Annotated in this window: 20 protein-coding genes; 5 read left to right on the top strand and 15 right to left on the bottom strand. The window is 72.3% G+C overall.

What is annotated here, in order from left to right; translation table 11 throughout:
* Position 1: 1 nt before the first annotated feature.
* Both murI and ABZ215_RS07770 read right to left on the bottom strand, forming a co-directional pair.
* Positions 2–802 carry a glutamate racemase gene (murI, locus tag ABZ215_RS07775; RefSeq protein ID WP_354948607.1) on the bottom strand — a complete coding sequence of 267 codons (801 nt, stop codon included), beginning with the start codon at positions 800–802 and terminating at the stop codon, positions 2–4.
* Positions 799–1422 (bottom strand): rhomboid family intramembrane serine protease, encoded by a 624-nt coding sequence (locus ABZ215_RS07770; RefSeq protein ID WP_354948605.1) that lies wholly within the window; start codon positions 1420–1422, stop codon positions 799–801. The genes murI and ABZ215_RS07770 overlap by 4 nt, the downstream gene beginning before the upstream one ends.
* Before the next feature lie 131 nt (positions 1423–1553).
* Here ABZ215_RS07770 and ABZ215_RS07765 point away from each other — a divergent pair, with 131 nt between their 5' ends.
* Positions 1554–1916, top strand: coding sequence for a group 1 truncated hemoglobin (locus ABZ215_RS07765; protein ID WP_020422438.1), 363 nt, complete (start codon positions 1554–1556; stop codon positions 1914–1916).
* A 52-nt stretch (positions 1917–1968) separates the two neighbouring features.
* Here ABZ215_RS07765 and ABZ215_RS07760 read toward each other — a convergent pair whose 3' ends face one another.
* Genes ABZ215_RS07760 through clpS form a run of 8 tightly spaced genes read right to left on the bottom strand, consistent with a single transcriptional unit; the run spans position 1969 to position 6283 of the window.
* On the bottom strand, positions 1969–2919 hold the full coding sequence (locus ABZ215_RS07760; RefSeq protein ID WP_237339956.1) for a cysteine synthase: 951 nt from the start codon (positions 2917–2919) through the stop codon (positions 1969–1971).
* A gap of 3 nt (positions 2920–2922) precedes the next feature.
* The gene (locus ABZ215_RS07755; RefSeq protein ID WP_017987368.1) at positions 2923–3201 is read right to left on the bottom strand and encodes a MoaD/ThiS family protein; all 279 of its coding nucleotides are present in this window, start codon (positions 3199–3201) and stop codon (positions 2923–2925) included.
* 55 nt (positions 3202–3256) lie between these two features.
* On the bottom strand, positions 3257–3673 hold the full coding sequence (locus tag ABZ215_RS07750) for a M67 family metallopeptidase (protein WP_017987367.1): 417 nt from the start codon (positions 3671–3673) through the stop codon (positions 3257–3259).
* Between the two features lies 1 nt (position 3674).
* A complete protein-coding gene (locus tag ABZ215_RS07745; protein ID WP_354948602.1) occupies positions 3675–4175 on the bottom strand; it encodes a hypothetical protein in 501 nt (166 codons plus the stop codon).
* Between the two features lies 1 nt (position 4176).
* Complete coding sequence (locus ABZ215_RS07740) at positions 4177–4419, bottom strand: ATP-dependent Clp protease adaptor ClpS (protein WP_354948600.1); 243 nt, start codon at positions 4417–4419, stop codon at positions 4177–4179.
* Between the two features lie 24 nt (positions 4420–4443).
* Positions 4444–5433: a P1 family peptidase gene (locus ABZ215_RS07735; RefSeq protein WP_354948598.1), complete on the bottom strand. Its 990-nt coding sequence runs from the start codon at positions 5431–5433 to the stop codon at positions 4444–4446.
* A complete protein-coding gene (locus ABZ215_RS07730) occupies positions 5430–5987 on the bottom strand; it encodes a DUF2017 domain-containing protein (protein WP_020422433.1) in 558 nt (185 codons plus the stop codon). Before ABZ215_RS07730 ends, ABZ215_RS07735 begins: the two co-directional genes overlap by 4 nt.
* Positions 5984–6283 carry an ATP-dependent Clp protease adapter ClpS gene (gene clpS / locus ABZ215_RS07725; protein WP_017987362.1) on the bottom strand — a complete coding sequence of 100 codons (300 nt, stop codon included), beginning with the start codon at positions 6281–6283 and terminating at the stop codon, positions 5984–5986. Before clpS ends, ABZ215_RS07730 begins: the two co-directional genes overlap by 4 nt.
* A 97-nt stretch (positions 6284–6380) precedes the next feature.
* On the opposite strand from clpS, the gene ABZ215_RS07720 reads away from it, so the two are divergent.
* Genes ABZ215_RS07720 through ABZ215_RS07710 form a run of 3 tightly spaced genes read left to right on the top strand, consistent with a single transcriptional unit; the run spans position 6381 to position 8913 of the window.
* Complete coding sequence (locus ABZ215_RS07720; protein WP_354948596.1) at positions 6381–7685, top strand: nicotinate phosphoribosyltransferase; 1305 nt, start codon at positions 6381–6383, stop codon at positions 7683–7685.
* On the top strand, positions 7685–8254 hold the full coding sequence (locus ABZ215_RS07715) for an isochorismatase family protein (protein WP_020422431.1): 570 nt from the start codon (positions 7685–7687) through the stop codon (positions 8252–8254). The genes ABZ215_RS07720 and ABZ215_RS07715 overlap by 1 nt, the downstream gene beginning before the upstream one ends.
* Entirely contained in the window at positions 8254–8913 is a 660-nt protein-coding gene (locus ABZ215_RS07710) for a bifunctional 4-hydroxy-2-oxoglutarate aldolase/2-dehydro-3-deoxy-phosphogluconate aldolase (protein WP_354948594.1), read from the top strand. Before ABZ215_RS07715 ends, ABZ215_RS07710 begins: the two co-directional genes overlap by 1 nt.
* Positions 8914–8917: 4 nt before the next feature.
* On the opposite strand, the gene ABZ215_RS07705 is transcribed toward ABZ215_RS07710, so the two are convergent.
* Positions 8918–9568, bottom strand: a complete 651-nt coding sequence (locus ABZ215_RS07705; RefSeq protein WP_354948592.1) for a choice-of-anchor P family protein — start codon at positions 9566–9568, stop codon at positions 8918–8920.
* A gap of 162 nt (positions 9569–9730) precedes the next feature.
* Here ABZ215_RS07705 and ABZ215_RS07700 point away from each other — a divergent pair, with 162 nt between their 5' ends.
* Entirely contained in the window at positions 9731–11776 is a 2046-nt protein-coding gene (locus ABZ215_RS07700; protein WP_237339952.1) for an ATP-dependent DNA helicase, read from the top strand.
* Positions 11777–12019: 243 nt separating this feature from the next.
* Here ABZ215_RS07700 and ABZ215_RS07695 read toward each other — a convergent pair whose 3' ends face one another.
* The 4 genes from ABZ215_RS07695 to ABZ215_RS07680 form a co-directional block, all read right to left on the bottom strand.
* On the bottom strand, positions 12020–12415 hold the full coding sequence (locus ABZ215_RS07695; protein ID WP_354948590.1) for an OsmC family protein: 396 nt from the start codon (positions 12413–12415) through the stop codon (positions 12020–12022).
* 19 nt (positions 12416–12434) lie between these two features.
* Complete coding sequence (locus tag ABZ215_RS07690; protein ID WP_020422426.1) at positions 12435–13190, bottom strand: peptidyl-tRNA hydrolase; 756 nt, start codon at positions 13188–13190, stop codon at positions 12435–12437.
* Positions 13187–14410: a phosphoserine phosphatase SerB gene (gene serB, locus ABZ215_RS07685; RefSeq protein ID WP_354713676.1), complete on the bottom strand. Its 1224-nt coding sequence runs from the start codon at positions 14408–14410 to the stop codon at positions 13187–13189. Before serB ends, ABZ215_RS07690 begins: the two co-directional genes overlap by 4 nt.
* A 28-nt stretch (positions 14411–14438) precedes the next feature.
* A partial coding sequence (locus ABZ215_RS07680) for a cbb3-type cytochrome c oxidase subunit I (RefSeq protein ID WP_354948587.1) occupies positions 14439–15224 on the bottom strand: 786 nt, incomplete at its 5' end.

The following is a 15224-nucleotide window of genomic DNA, read 5'->3' as shown; positions in this document are numbered from 1 at the left end:
CTCAGGCGCTGATCGGCGAGAGCACGCCGGGTGCGAATCCCATGAAGCGCTGTGCGAGCCGGACGAACGGCTCCGGCGAGCCGGTCGCGATGAACTCGTGCTGGGGCGGAACGTCCCGTTCGGCCAGCATGTCCTGTTCGGTGAGCACGCGGACGACGTCCTTGGCGGTCTCCTCGGCGCTGGAGACGAGCGTCACGTCCGGGCCCATGACGATCTGCAGGACCCCGGTCAGCAGCGGGTAGTGCGTGCAGCCGAGCACGAGGGTGTCGACCTCGGCACGCAACAGCGGTTCGAGGTAGCCCTGCGCGAGGCCGAGCACCTGGCGGCCGGACGTGACGCCGCGCTCGACGAAGTCGACGAACCGGGGGCACGCGACGCTGGTGACCGACACGTCGCGCGCCGCGGCGAAGGCGTCCTCGTAGGCGCGGGAGCGGATCGTGCCCTCGGTGCCGATCACGCCGATGCGACCCGTGTGGGTGGCGGCGACGGCCCGGCGCACGGCGGGCAGCACGACCTCGATCACCGGGACGTCGTAGCGCTCGCGCGCGTCCCGCAGGCACGCCGCCGACGCCGTGTTGCACGCGATGACCAGGGCCTTCGCCCCGTCCGCGACGAGCTTGTCCAGCGCGGTGAGCGCCAGTTCCCGCGCCCGTGCGATGGGCAGCGGGCCGTACGGGTTGTGCGCGGTGTCCCCGACGTAGCGCAGCTGCTCGGACGGCAGCTGGTTCAGGATCGCGCGGGCGACCGTGAGGCCCCCGACTCCGGAATCGAACACACCGATCGGGGCCTCACGACTGCTCACGGCTTCGAGGGTACCGCCCGCTTCCGGCCCGCCCGCGCGGCGAACCAGGCCGCGAGAACACCGCCGAGCGCGCCGAACAGGTGCGCCTGCCAGGAAATGCCGGGCTGGCCGGGCAGCACGCCCCACAGCATCCCGCCCCAGCCGATCAACAGCACCGCGGCGAGCGCGATCTGCCAGAACGCCCGGTTGAACAGCCCGCGGACCAGCAGGTAGGCCAGCCAGCCGAAGGCGAGCCCGGACGCGCCGATGGTGATCGTGCCCGGTTCCGAGGTGAGCCACACCCCGATGCCGCTGACCAGCCAGATCGTCGCCGTGACCAGCGCCCAGCGGGCGATCCCGCTCGCCATCGCGAGGAAGGCGAACACCATGACCGGCAGGGTGTTGGCGAGCAGGTGCGCCCAGCTGCCGTGCAGCAGCGGCGCCCACACGACGCCGTCCAGCCCGCCGAGCGAGCGCGGCGCGATGCCCTCCGCGTCGAGCCGGTTGTCCAGCACGACGTCGACGCCCTCGACGAGGTACAGCAGCGCGGTGAACGCGAGCACCACGAGCGCGGCGGTCTTCGGCTTCGCCGACAGGACGCGCTTCGCCTGGTCGGCCTGGGGTGCGGGCAGCGTGCTCATGACTCCACGGTACGAGCGGCGCTGGTGTGCGGAATCGGGTGAAAACCCTGAATTGACACCGGTATTACCCGGCGGAAACCACGCTCCGTTTCGCTGGGGGCAGGTGACCACCACTGCCTGGAGGAACGCACGTGACGAGCATCTACGAACAGATCGGCGGGCAGGACGCGCTGATCGCCGTGGTCGACGACTTCTACGAGCGGGTGCTCGACGACGCCGAACTGGCTCCCTTCTTCACCGGCACCAACCTGCCGCGTCTGAAGGGCATGCAGGTCGAGTTCTTCGCCGCCGCGCTCGGCGGGCCTGACGAGTACCGGGGCCGGTCGATGAAGGACGTGCACCGCGGCCGCGGCATCGCCCAGCACCACTTCGACCTCGTCGCGAAGCACCTCACCGAGTCGCTGCTGGCCGCCGGGGTGCCGGAGGAGACCACGAACACGATCATCGGCGCGGTCGCGCCACTGTCCGCCGACATCGTCTCGCCCACGGCCTGAACAGCGAAAACGCCCCTCTCCCAGCCGGGAGAGGGGCGTTCGCGCGTGGTTCCTAGGCCCAGAGCTGCCCGTCGAGGCGCTCGGCGGCCTCGTCCAGCGTGCCGCTGTACGCGCCGGTCGACAGGTACTTCCACCCGGCGTCGGCGACGATGAACGCGATGTCGGCCTTCTCGCCCTTCGCGGCGACCTTCTCGGCCACCCCGAGCGCGGCGTGCAGCACCGCGCCGGTGGAGATGCCGGCGAAGATGCCCTCGTGCTCCAGCAGCTCACGCGTGCGGCGCAGCGCGTCGTAGGCGCCCACCGAGTAGCGGCCGTTGAGCACGTCCGGGTCGTACAGCTCCGGCACGAACCCCTCGTCGAGGTTGCGCAGCCCGTACACCAGCTCGCCGTACCGCGGCTCGGCGGCGATGATCTGCACGTCCGGCTTCTGCTCGTGCAGGTACCGGCCGACGCCGACCAGCGTGCCCGTGGTGCCGAGGCCACCGACGAAGTGCGTGATCGTCGGCAGGTCCTTCAGCAGCTCCGGCCCGGTCGTGCGGTAGTGCGCGTCCGGGTTGGCCGGGTTGCCGTACTGGTAGAGCATCACCCAGTCCGGGTTCTTCTCCGCCAGCTCCTTGGCGCGCCGCACGGCCTCGTTGGAGCCGCCCGCGGCCGGCGAGAACACGATCCGCGCGCCGTAGGCCTGCAGCAGCTGCTTGCGCTCGGCCGAGGTGTTCTCCGGCATCACGCACACCAGGCCGTAGCCCTTGAGCTTCGCGGCCATCGCCAGCGAGATGCCGGTGTTGCCCGAGGTCGGTTCGAGGATCGTCGAGCCCCGGCGCAGCCTGCCCTCGCGCTCGGCGGCCTCGATCATGGCCAGCGCGGGCCGGTCCTTGATCGAGCCGGTCGGGTTGCGGTCCTCCAGCTTGGCCCACAGGCGCACGTCGTGCGTCGGGGACAGCCGGGGCAACCCCACCAGCGGCGTGCCGCCGAGGGCTTCGAGCAGCGATTCGTACCGGGCCATGACCTAGCGGGCGCCGCCGGCCACCGCGGGCAGGATGGTGACCGTGTCGCCGTCCTTGACCTCGGCGTCCAGACCGCCGGCGAAGCGCACGTCCTCGTCGTTGACGTAGACGTTGACGAAGCGGTGGAGCTTGTCCTCCTTGACCAGGCGGGCCTTGAGGCCACCGTGGCGCGACTCGATGTCGTCGATCACCTCGGCCACGGTCTTGCCGGCCGCCTCGACCGACTTCTGACCACCCGTGTGCGTGCGCAGGATGGTGGGGATGGACACGGTCACGGCCATGGGTAACTACCTCCGCTTGGGTTTCTTCCAGGTCTGACGTCGGGCTGCCCGGCGTTTATTCCGTGATCTCCACGGGCTCTTCGGTGACGACCCCGTCGACGATCCGGTACGACCGGAACTCGTGCGTCTCGGGGTCGCGGGTGGAGACCAGCACGTAGTGCGCGTCGGGCTCGGAGGCGTAGGACACGTCGGTGCGTGACGGGTAGGCCTCGGTCGCGGTGTGCGAGTGGTAGATCACGACCGGGACCTCGTCGTTCGCGTCCATCTCGCGGTAGAGCTTGAGCAGGTCACCGGAGTCGAACTCGTAGAACGTCGGCGAGCGGGCCGCGTTCAGCATGGGGATGAACCGCTCGGGGCGGTCGGAGCCCTCGGGCCCGGCGATCACGCCGCACGCCTCGTCCGGGTGGTCCCGGCGAGCGTGGGCGACGATCTCGTCGACGAGTTCACGGCGGATCCGAAGCACGACGGACATCTTACGTGCCGGACACCGGGGGTTCACAGAGTGAGACTGCGCACGCCAGCGCGACGTCGTCCTGAGCGTGCGCGAGCCACTCGAGCGTGTAGTCCCGCTGGCTGACCGGGAGACGCGCCCAGGCGCGCCGGTCCCGCCACCGGGGGTTCCGCAGGTAGAGGACCTGCGCGTGGCCGAAAGTGATGATCCACGCGCGCTGCCACGCCGCATCCAGGGTGAACGCGGTCGCGCCGGTCCACCCGCGCACCACGGCCCGGACCGCGGCGGTCACGCTCTCGCGCATCGCCGCGCCGTGGCGTTCCCGGAACGCCCTGGCCTCGCGGATGAGCAGGTAGGCGTCGGGGAAGAGGTCCTCGTTCCGGAGCCTGCGCCGACCGCGGTAGCCGGTTTCCAGCGCGGTCAGCAGTTCGCCCGCGATGCTGTAGAGGCACTGGCCGACGTTCGACGACATCTCGACCAGGACCTGGCCGCCGGGCAACGGCTGAGCGTTCAGGAAGTCCACGTCAGACGCCCTGCACCGTGGCGTGCAGACCGAGCACCTGCAGCTCGGCGACCAGCCCCTCGGCCTGCTCGCGCGCGCTGAACCGGGTGAGCTCGGCCGCCCCCTGGTGATGCACGACGTCGGCGAATTCCATGCCCCGCTCGACGGCGAGCCCGACCACGCTGTGCAGTGCGAAGATCACCGTCTGGTACGAGTTCACGTCGTCGTTGTGCACGACGACCGCCCAGGCCTTTTCCACGGCCATCAGATCGCTCCGGGACCAGCCGCGTTACTCGAACGCTTCCGGCCACACGTCGCGGTACGCGGGCACGCCCGCCACTCCGACGGCGCTCACCAGCCCGTGCACGCAGGCCCGCGCGAAGACCCGCGCCGCCGCCGCGCACAGGTCGTCCAGGCCTGCCGCACGTGTGGTCACCCCGAAGGGGCCTTCGGCCGCCGGCAGGTCCCGCGCGCCCGTGGCCAGCGCGAACACCGTGTCGCCGTCGAACATCGAGTGCGCGGGGCGCACCGCGCGGGCCAGGCCGTCCTGCGCCGCGACCGCCAGGCGGCGGCACTCGGCCTTCGACAGGTCCGCGTCGACCGCCACCACGCCGATCGTGGTGTTCAGGTCCGCGTCCCGGCCGGGCACCGACGCCGCCCGCTCCGGCCAGCGCACGCTGAACTCGCCCGCGACCTCGTGATCCGCCGCGAACGGGCGGCCGCTGTCGAACGACACCGCCTCGCCACGCGCGTTGACCACCGCGAGCGCCCCGACCACGAAGTCGCCGACCCGCTCGCTCGCCGTGCCGACCCCGCCCTTCAGCGAGCCGACCGTCGCACCCGCTCCCGCGCCGACGCAGCCCTGCTCGACCGCGGTGCTCGCGGCCTCGCAGGCGGCGTACCCGAAGGAGGCGTCCGGCCGGTTGCCCCACGCCGACCGGGGCAGGTCGAAGATCACCGCGCCCGGCACGATCGGCACCACCTCGTGCGGCTCGACGCCGACCTGGAACCCGCGGTCCCGCTCGGCCAGCCACCGCATCACCCCGTCCGCGGCCGCCAGCCCGTAGGCGCTGCCGCCGGACAGGCAGATCGCGTCGACGTACCGGACCAGGTTCTCCGGTTCCAGCAGGTTCGTCTCGCGCGTGCCGGGCGCACCGCCGCGCTGGTCGACCGCGCCCGTCGTGCCGGGCGGCGCGAGCACGACCGTCGTCCCGGTCGCCCAGCCGTCCCCGATCCGGTGGTGGTGCCCGACCAGCACCCCGGGCACGTCCGTGATCATGCGGTGAGCGCCTGCACCAGGCTTTCCTGCACCCAGGTCAGCCAGTGGTAGACCCCGAGGTGGGGCGAGCGCGGATCGTCCTCCGGCAGCTCGTCGGGCATGTCCTCGGTGACGTCCAGCGCCGTGCCCAGCGCCAGCCGGACGTCGTTGAGCGCGGACAGCCACGCGTCGGCCTGCTCGTAGGTCAGCTTCACGTCGCCGCCGTCGCGCGGCAGGGTCTCCATGACCACCGCGGCGACGCCGACCTTCGCGTCGACCAGCTCAGGCTCGTGCAGCGACCGCAGCGCGCTCGCCGAGTCCAGGACCTCCTGGCTGGGCGTGTCCGGGTCGATCTTGTGGTAGTCCGGCAGCAGGCGGGACAGCACCGGGTCGTCCGGCGACTGCGACGGGCCGGTGCGGATGCCGGTCAGCTCGGCCAGCGGGTCCTGCGGCGCCTCCTCGGCGCGCGCCCGCAGCATGTCCTCGAGCTGGCTCACCAGGCCGCGCAGCACCGCGGCCTCCTGCTGCTCGAACCCGGCGTGGATGCGGCCGCCCTTGCGCTGCCAGCCCCTCACGAAGTGTGCTCCATCGTCGCCCACAGTCCCGCGGCGTGCAGTTTCGTCACGTCCGCCTCGACCTTCTCCTTCGTGCCCGAGGACACCACCGCGCGCCCCTTGTGGTGCACGTCCAGCATCAGCTTGGTGGCGTGGTCGCGGCTGTAGCCGAACAGCTTCTGGAAGACGTACGTCACGTACGACATCAGGTTCACCGGGTCGTTCCAGACGATCGTCTGCCACGGCTGGTCTTCGGCGCCTGCCTCGGTGCCGAGTGGTTCAACCTGCGTCTGTTCGGATGCGACAGGCGTGGTCATGCGCCCCATGGTGTCACGGAACCGGCACGGCGTGGACCGGTGGTGGGTCTGTTCGGGTGATTCGGCCGAACGCGCAAGTACCTCATAGTCTGATCCCATGGGTTTCCCCGAGACGCACGGCAGCACGGCCCTGCTGACCGACCACTACGAGCTCACCATGCTGGGCAGCGCCCTCGCCGACGGCACCGGCGACCGCCAGTGTGTGTTCGAGGTCTTCGCCCGCCGCCTGCCCGCCGGACGGCGCTACGGCGTGGTCGCCGGCACCGGGCGCGTGCTGGAGGCGATCGCCGACTTCCGGTTCACCGACGCCGAGATCGACCAGCTCGCGGCCACCGCGGTGGTCGACGACGACACGCTGTCGTGGCTGGCGAACTACCGGTTCGGCGGCGACGTCGACGGCTACCCCGAGGGCGAGCTGTACTTCCCCGGCTCGCCGATCCTCACCGTTCGGGGGACCTTCGCCGAGGCGGTCCTGCTGGAGACCGTCGCGCTGTCCATCCTCAACCACGACAGCGCGATCGCCTCCGCCGCGGCCCGCATGTCCTCGGCCGCGCACGGCAGGCCGATCATCGAGATGGGCGGCCGCCGCACGCACGAGATGGCCGCGGTCGCCGCCGCGCGCGCCGCCTACATCGGCGGATTCGCCACCACGTCGAACCTGGAGGCCGGGCGCCGCTACGGCATCCCGACCCGCGGCACCGTGGCGCACGCGTTCATGCTGCTGCACGACAGCGAAGAGGACGCCTTCCGCGCCCAGGTCGAGAAGATGGGCACCGACACCACCCTCCTGGTCGACACCTACGACATCACCCGCGGCATCGAGACCGCGGTGCGCGTGGCGGGCCCGGAGCTGGGCGCGGTCCGCATCGACTCCGGCGACGTGGGCGTGCTGGCCCGCAAGGCGCGCGAGCAGCTCGACTCGCTCGGCGCGAAGGACACCCGGATCGTGGTGTCCGGCGACCTCGACGAGCACGCGATCGCCGCCCTGCGCGCCGAGCCGGTCGACGCCTACGGCGTGGGCACGTCGGTGGTCACCGGGTCCGGCGCGCCGACCGCCGGGATGGTCTACAAGCTGGTCGAGGTCGACGGCCGCCCGGTCGCCAAGCGCAGCGAGAACAAGGCCTCGCGCGGTGGCGAGAAGTCCGCGCTGCGCCGCCACAAGCCGACCGGCACCGCGCTGGAGGAGGTCGTCTACGCGGCCGGCCAGCGCCCCGAGGCCGGGGAGAACGACCGCGAGCTGCCGATCCCGCTGGTGCGCGGCGGCAAGCCGGTCGACGGCCTGCCCACGCTGGAGGACAGCCGTCAGCGGCTGCGCGAGGGCCTGGTCAGCCTGCCGTGGGAGGGCCTCAAGCTCTCCAGCGGCGAACCCGCGATCCCCACCGTCTTCCCCCAGGAGGCGTGATGAGCAGGGCACTGATCGTCGTCGACGTGCAGAACGACTTCTGCGAAGGCGGCTCACTCGCCGTCACCGGCGGGGCCGAGGTGGCCGCGAAGATCACTGAGCACCTCGCCCGCGGCGGCTATTCGGCGGTCGCCGCGACCCGCGACTACCACATCGACCCCGGCGCGCACTTCAGCGAGAACCCGGACTACGTGCGGTCGTGGCCGCGGCACTGCGAGGCCGGGACGCCGGGCGCGTCGTTCCACCCTGCGCTCGACGTCGGGCCGATCACCGCGGTGTTCTCGAAAGGCCAGTACAGCGACGGCTACTCCGGGTTCGAGGGCCACACCGACGCCGGTGAGAAGCTCGTCGACTGGTTGCGCGAGCGGCAGATCACCGAGGTCGACGTGGTCGGCATCGCGACGGACCACTGCGTGCGGGCGAGCGCGCTGGACGCGGCGGCGGCCGGGTTCTCGGTGCGGGTCCTGCTGGACCTCACCGCGGGCGTGGCCCGCGAGACCGTGGACAACGCGCTGGAACAGCTGCGGGCCGCGGACGTGGATCTCGTGGGCACCCCGCGGGTCGGCTGATGCGCACCGTCCTGCGGAAGCACAACAACCGCTTCCGGGAGCGGCTGGCGACCGGCCGTGTGGTGGCGATCCTGCGCGCGGACGACCCGTCCTGGTTCGCCGACGCCGGCCAGGTCCTCTACGAGGCCGGGCTCGGCGTGCTGGAGGTCGACCTGACGACACCGGGCGCGCTGGACGCGATCGGCGTCCTGCAGGCCGAACTGGGGCAGGACGCGTTGATCGGCGCCGGCGGGGTGCGCACGGTCGCCGCGGTGGACCGGTGCGCCGCGGCGGGCGTGGACTTCGTCGCGACGACGGTCTTTTCGCCGGACGTGCTGTGGCGGGCGCAGGAGTACGCGCTGCCCATCGTGTGCGGCGCGCTCACGCCCACGGAGGTGGACGCGGCCTGGCGCTACGGCCCGGCGGCGGTGAAGCTCCACCCGGCGGCCACCGCCGGCGGGGCGCGGTACCTGGAGGAGGTCCAGGCCGCGCTGCCGGAGGTGCCGCTGGTGCCCGCGGGCGGGGTGGAACTGTCCGATGTGGACGCTTACCTGGCGGCGGGCGCTCTCGCGGTCGGCGTCGGATCCCCGCTGCTCGGCGACGCCCTGGACGGCGGCCGCCTGGACGAGCTGGGCAAGCGGGCCTCCCGGCTGGCCGCGACCGCCGACCGCTACGCCTGAGCCGTCAGAGCCCGAACGGCGAGCAGCTCGCGGACCCGACGAGGATGTCGCCGGAAGCTGGGCCGCCCTGCGGGAACAGCTTGATGTGCATGGCGTTCGTCGTGAGGCTGCCGTCCGCGGGCACCGGCACGACGAGCTCGTTCAGCACGACCTCGGCCATCGGCGGCGCGCCCGGCGTCGTGCCCGGGATGGTGATCACGTGGTTCGGCGGGATGTTCTGCGGCACCGTGATGCCCGTGACGGTGCCCAGCGACATGTAGCCGTTGCTGCCGTTGGCCGTGGTGTTGCAGCCCGCGCCGAACGTCCTCGCCTTGATCACCGGCCCGCCGAACTGCTGCAGCACACTGGTCTCGAACCGCTGGCCGGTCACCTTCACGCTCGCCGTGCCGTCGGCGTTGCGGGTGCAGGTGGTGCTGCCCAGGCCGTACTTCGTGCGGGTGCCGACGGTGATCGGGTCGGTGCGGCCCTCCGCGGTGGTGTCCACGACGCACGGCGCGATCGGGTCCGCGTGGGCCGACACGCCGTCGACCGTGATGTCGACCGCGCCCACCGAACCGGCGCCGGTCGCTTCGGCCTGCGCCTGCGCGGTCGCCGGCGCGGCCACCACCGCCCCGAACAGGGCCCCCACCGCCACGATCCGCCTGGCCCGCTTCATGAGCCGCTCCTTTCGCCTGAGGAAATGCCTCCTCGACAATCGGCAGGACCCGCGGCGAGCCTGACCCACCCGCCCGGATGCCACCCGGACGAGTGGATCCCGGACTTGCCCGGAGCGGGGCGGCGGCCCGGTCTTGACGGTGGCCCCCGGTACCGTGTCCTGGTGGCCGTCCGTACTGCGTTCCCCGGTGTCAACGAGCTCCTCACGACCGCTGTCGAGGCGCTCGGCGGTGCGGAGCGCCCGGGGCAGGTCAAGATGGCCGAGGCGGTCGGCCGCGCCATCCGCACCGGCGAGCACCTGGCCGTGCAGGCGGGCACGGGCACCGGGAAGTCGCTGGCGTACCTGGTCCCGGCCATCCGGCACGCGGTCGAGAAGGACACCACGGTGGTCGTGTCGACGGCGACGATCGCGCTGCAGCGCCAGCTCGTCGACCGCGACCTGCCCCGGCTGGCGAAGGCGCTGAAGAAGCCGCTGGGCCGGATGCCGACGTTCGCGATCCTCAAGGGCCGCCGCAACTACCTGTGCCTGCACCGGCTCGACTCCGGCGCGCCGGAGGAGCCGGAGGACCCGGCCCTGTTCGACCCGTTCGCGGTGTCGCGGCTGGGCAAGGAGGTCACGCGGCTGCGCGAGTGGGCCTCCGACACCGAGACCGGTGACCGCGACGAGCTGGTGCCCGGCGTGACCGAGCAGGCGTGGCGGCAGGTGTCGGTCACCGCCAAGGAGTGCCTCGGCGTGGCGCGCTGCCCCATCGGCCAGGACTGCTTCGCGGAGCGGGCGCGCGGTGAAGCGGGCAAGGCGGACGTGGTGGTCACCAACCACGCGCTGCTGGCGATCGACGCGCTGCAGGGCTACCAGGTGCTGCCGGAGCACGACCTGGTGATCATCGACGAGGCGCACGAGCTGGTCGACCGCGTCACGTCGGTCGCGACGGGCGAGCTGACGTCGTCGGCGGTCGCGGTGGCGGTGCGGCGCTGCGGGAAGCTGATCGACGCCGACACGGCCGACCGGCTGCAGGAGGCTTCCGAGGGCCTGGCGATGATCCTGGAGGACATGCCGGCCGGGCGGCTGGACACGCTGCCGAAGGCGCTGGGCGGCGCGGTGGCCGCGGTGCGGGACGGCGCGCACGCGTGCCTGAGCGCGCTGGGTTCGGACCGCAAGGAGGACGTAGAGGAGGCCACGGCCCGCAAGCTCGCGCGCTCGCAGCTGGAGGAGGTGCACGACACCGCGGTGCGGCTGCTCGACGCGTTCGCCGAGGACACCGCGCACCAGCGGGACGTGGTGTGGCTGTCCAACGACAAGTTCTCGTTCAGCAGCAGGCCGCCGATGCTGCACGTGGCGCCGCTGTCGGTGGCCGGGTTGTTGCGGGAGCGGGTGTTCGCGCAGAAGACGACGGTGCTGACGTCGGCGACGCTGGCGCTGGGCGGCGCGTTCGACACGCTGGCGCGGCAGTGGGGGCTGCCGCCGTCGCAGGCGCGAGTGGTCGCCGCGGAGGGCATGGCGACGGAGAAGGCGCCGCCCGCGGACGACGACGAGCTGAAGTGGACCGGTCTGGACGTCGGTTCGCCGTTCGACCACCGGCGCAACGGGATCCTCTACATGGCGAAGCACCTGCCGCCGCCGGGCCGCGACGGGCTGGGTGAGAAGACGCTGGACGAGATCGCGTCGCTGATCGAGGCCGCGGGCGGCCGGACGCTGGGCCTGTTCTCGTCGATGCGCGCGGCGAAGCAGGCGACCGAGGAGCTGCGGGACAGGGTCGGCTTCCCGATCCTGTGCCAGGGGGAGGACACGACGTCGCTGCTGGTGACGAAGTTCGCGGAGGACCCGCGGACCTGCCTGTTCGGGACGTTGTCGTTGTGGCAGGGCGTGGACGTGCCTGGCCCGTCGCTGCAGCTGGTGATCGTCGACCGGATCCCGTTCCCCCGCCCGGACGACCCGGTGCAGTCGGCGCGCCAGCGGGCGGTCGAAGCCCGCGGCGGCAACGGTTTCCTGACGGTCGCGGCCACCCACGCGGCGCTGCTGCTGGCGCAGGGCACCGGACGGCTGCACCGCTCGGTCGGCGACAGGGGCGTGGTGGCGGTGCTGGACTCCCGCCTGGCAACGGCCCGCTACGGCGGCTTCCTGCGCTCCTCGCTCCCCCCGTTCTGGCCGACCTACGACCCCGAGGTGGCGAAAGCGGCGCTCAAACGCCTGGACGCGGCCGCCGGCTGACGCCGGGGCTCGCACCGCGCCCACCGACGCGAGCGCCACACCCAGCACCGCGAGCGCCACCCCACCGCCGCGAACCCCGCGCTCAGCGGCGCGCGTCAGCAGCGCGAGTCACCACCCCGCCGCAAGCTCCGCGCTCGGCGCACCCGAACCATCCCCCGGTGCGGGCCGAGCGCTCACGCGAGGGCCCGCGTCCCACTCGCCAATCCCCGCCTGCCCTACCGGCGCGAGCAGCCGTCCTCCGGTCTAACCGGCGAACTCCTCCGTCACCGGGATCCCCTTCTTCAGCGTCCGCGACACCGTGCACAACCGCTCGATGGCCCGGTCCACCGTGGCCACCAGCTTCTCCCGCTCGTCGTCCGGCAGGGTCGACAGGTCGACGTCGAAGAGCACGTGCACCGCGTCCAGCTCGGACGCGCCCTCGCGACGGTCGGCAGTCACCGCAACGCGCAGCGGCGCGTCCGTCCGGCGCGTGATCAGCTCCTCGGCCGTCACCGCGGCGCACCCGGCCGCCGCGATCTGCAGCAGCTCCGCCGGCGAGAACGACCCGGGCGCGCCCTTCCGCCCGATCCGCACCGACGCGCCTCGCTCGTTGCGCCCGACGAACTCGTGCTCGCCCTCGCGGCGGACGTCCAGGCTCACACGCACTCCTCGATCGGGGTCAACGCCACTGGGCGAGGACCGTGACGGTCCCGGGGTCGACCTCGGTGAACCCGGCGTCCCGCACGGCGACGACCCGCCGCTCGCGCCAGGCCCCCGCGGGATCGTCACCCGGGTGCAACTGCTTCCACTGGTCCACGGTCGCGGTCCGCACCGCGCACGCGTAGCCACGCTCGCCCCACGCGGCCAGTTCGTCGTCGCCGAGGAGCGACGCGAGGATCATCGTGCCGTGACCGACCTGGGCGGCCGCCTTGCCGACGGTCATCGCGACCTCGGGGTTGAGCAGCAGCAACGGCAGGTCCTCCGGGGCGGGACCGGGCTCGTCGGGCGGCAGGTCGCTGCCCGAGATCTGCAAGCGGCTGATCTCCTTCGGCACGTCGACCACGCGGCCCGGCACCAGCGCGCGGACCTCGGCCCCCTCGACCGACACGGTCACGCCGGGGAAGTCCTGCGCCGCGGCCCAGTGCGCGCCCCGCGCCCGGCGGGCGACCTTCCGGATGTGCCCGGACACCCAGTCGTGCACCGGCTCGTGCCACTCCCCGCCGGGCTGCGCGCGTTCGTCCAGGCAGACGGCGAGCGCCGCGGTGGCGGCGGCTTCGAGCAGCGGGGTGCGCGAGGGCGGTTCGGCCTTTTCCAGCCGCAGGATCACCGGCATCGCCCGGACCTCCTCGGGCGCGGCCTCCGGCAGCGCGGTCTCCTCCGCGGGCAACCCGAGCCAGGTGGCGTACCGGGCGGCCAGCGGGTCGAGAACGCTCATGGCCGGGCGAGCGAGAGGCCGTCGGCCGCGTCGGCGGCCTCGACCTCCGCGCGGCTGACGCCGAGCACGAACAGCACGGCGTCGAGGTACGGGTGGGACAACGCGGTGTCGGCGACCTCGCGCAGCGCGGGCTTCGCGTTGAACGCGACCCCCATGCCGGCCGCCTTGAGCATGTCGATGTCGTTGGCGCCGTCGCCGACCGCCACGCACTGGGCGAGCGGGATGCCGTAGTGGTCGGCGAACCGGCGCAGCGCCGTCGCCTTCCCGGCCCGGTCGATGATCTCGCCGACGACCCGGCCGGTGAGCTTGCCGCCGACGACCTCCAGCTCGTTGGCCGCGACGAAGTCGAGCCCGAGCTGGTCGGCGATCGGCTGGATGATCCGCGTGAACCCACCGGACACGACACCGCAGCGGAACCCGAGCCGCTTGAGCGTCCGGACCGTGGTGCGCGCTCCCGGGGTCAGCTGGATCTGCTCACCCACCTCGTCGAGCACCGACTCGGGCAGCCCGGCCAGCAGGCCGACCCGCCGTTCGAGCGACTCGGTGAAGTTCAGCTCGCCACGCATGGCGGCCTCGGTGATCTCGCGGACCTTCGGCTCGACCCCGGCGTGCGCGGCCAGCATCTCGATGACCTCGCCCTGGATGAGGGTCGAGTCCACGTCGAACACGATCAGGCGCTTGGCCCGCCGCGCGAGCCCGCCGCGCTCGATGGCGATGTCCACGCCGCCGGCGGACGCGACATCGGCGACCGCGGCCCGCAGCTCGGTGTCGGCCTGCTCGGTGTCCTCGGCGACCGACAGGTGCACCTCGAGCCCGGTGACCGGGTAGTCGGCGATGCGCCGGATCGCGTCGATGTTGGCCCCGAGCGCGGCCAGCCTGCCCGCGAAATCGGTGAACGCGCGGGCGGTCAACGGCCGCCCGAGGATCACGGCGACGTGCGTCGAGCCCTGCCGGGCGGGGGCGAACGGGTCTTCCCCGATCTCGTCCCCGATCCGGACGTCGACGTGCATGGCCACGCTGGCCATCGCCTGCTCGACGGACTCCTGCAGGCCCTCCGGGTCGTCGGCCACCGCGACCAGCACACCGAGGGTGAGCCGGCCGCGGATGACGACCTGTTCGACGTCGAGCATCTCGACGCCGTGCCGCGTGAGAGCGGCGAAGAGCACCGACGTGACGCCCGGCTTGTCCGGACCGGTCGTCGTGATCAGCACTGGCGTCATGGTCTCGTTCCTACCCGGACGCCGCGGATCACTGCTCGCTCGCGTTGTCCTTGTCGTGGTCGCCCGGGATGACCGCGTCGGTGAGGGCCTGCGACGGGGCCTTGACCCCGGCGTGGACCTTCGGCTTGCCGAAGAAGCCGATCTCACCCTCGTGGTGCATCCGCTCGACCATGTGCGGGTAGTGCAGCTCGAACGCCGGGCGCTCGGAACGGATCCGGGGCAGCTCGGTGAAGTTGTGCCGCGGCGGCGGGCACGAGGTGGCCCACTCCAGCGAGTTGCCGTAGCCCCACGGGTCGTCCACCGTGACGAGCTCGCCGTAGCGGTAGCTCTTGAACACGTTGTAGATGAACGGCAGGGTCGACGCGCCCAGGATGTAGGCGCCGATCGTCGAGATCGTGTTCAGCGTGGTGAAGCCGTCGCTGGCCAGGTAGTCGGCGTAGCGGCGCGGCATGCCCTCCGCGCCCAGCCAGTGCTGCACCAGGAAGGTGGCGTGGAAGCCGAGGAACGTGGTCCAGAAGTGCAGCTTGCCCAGCTTCTCGTCCAGCATCCGCCCGGTGATCTTCGGGAACCAGAAGTAGATCCCGGCGAAGGTCGCGAACACGATCGTGCCGTAGAGCACGTAGTGGAAGTGCGCCACCACGAAGTAGCTGTCCGACACGTGGAAGTCGATGGCCGGGGCGGCCAGCAGGATGCCGGTCAGACCACCGAAGAGGAAGGTCACGAGGAAGCCGACCGAGAAGATCATCGGCGTCTCGAAGCTCAGCTGGCCCTTCCACATGGTGCCGATCCAGTTGAAGAACTTGACACCGGTCGG

Source organism: Amycolatopsis sp. NPDC006131 (assembly GCF_040614175.1).
Classification (GTDB): Bacteria; Actinomycetota; Actinomycetes; order Mycobacteriales; family Pseudonocardiaceae; genus Amycolatopsis_E; species Amycolatopsis_E tucumanensis.
The sequence above is the reverse complement of the archived record's forward strand: the minus strand, read 5'-3'. Positions and strand labels throughout refer to the sequence as shown.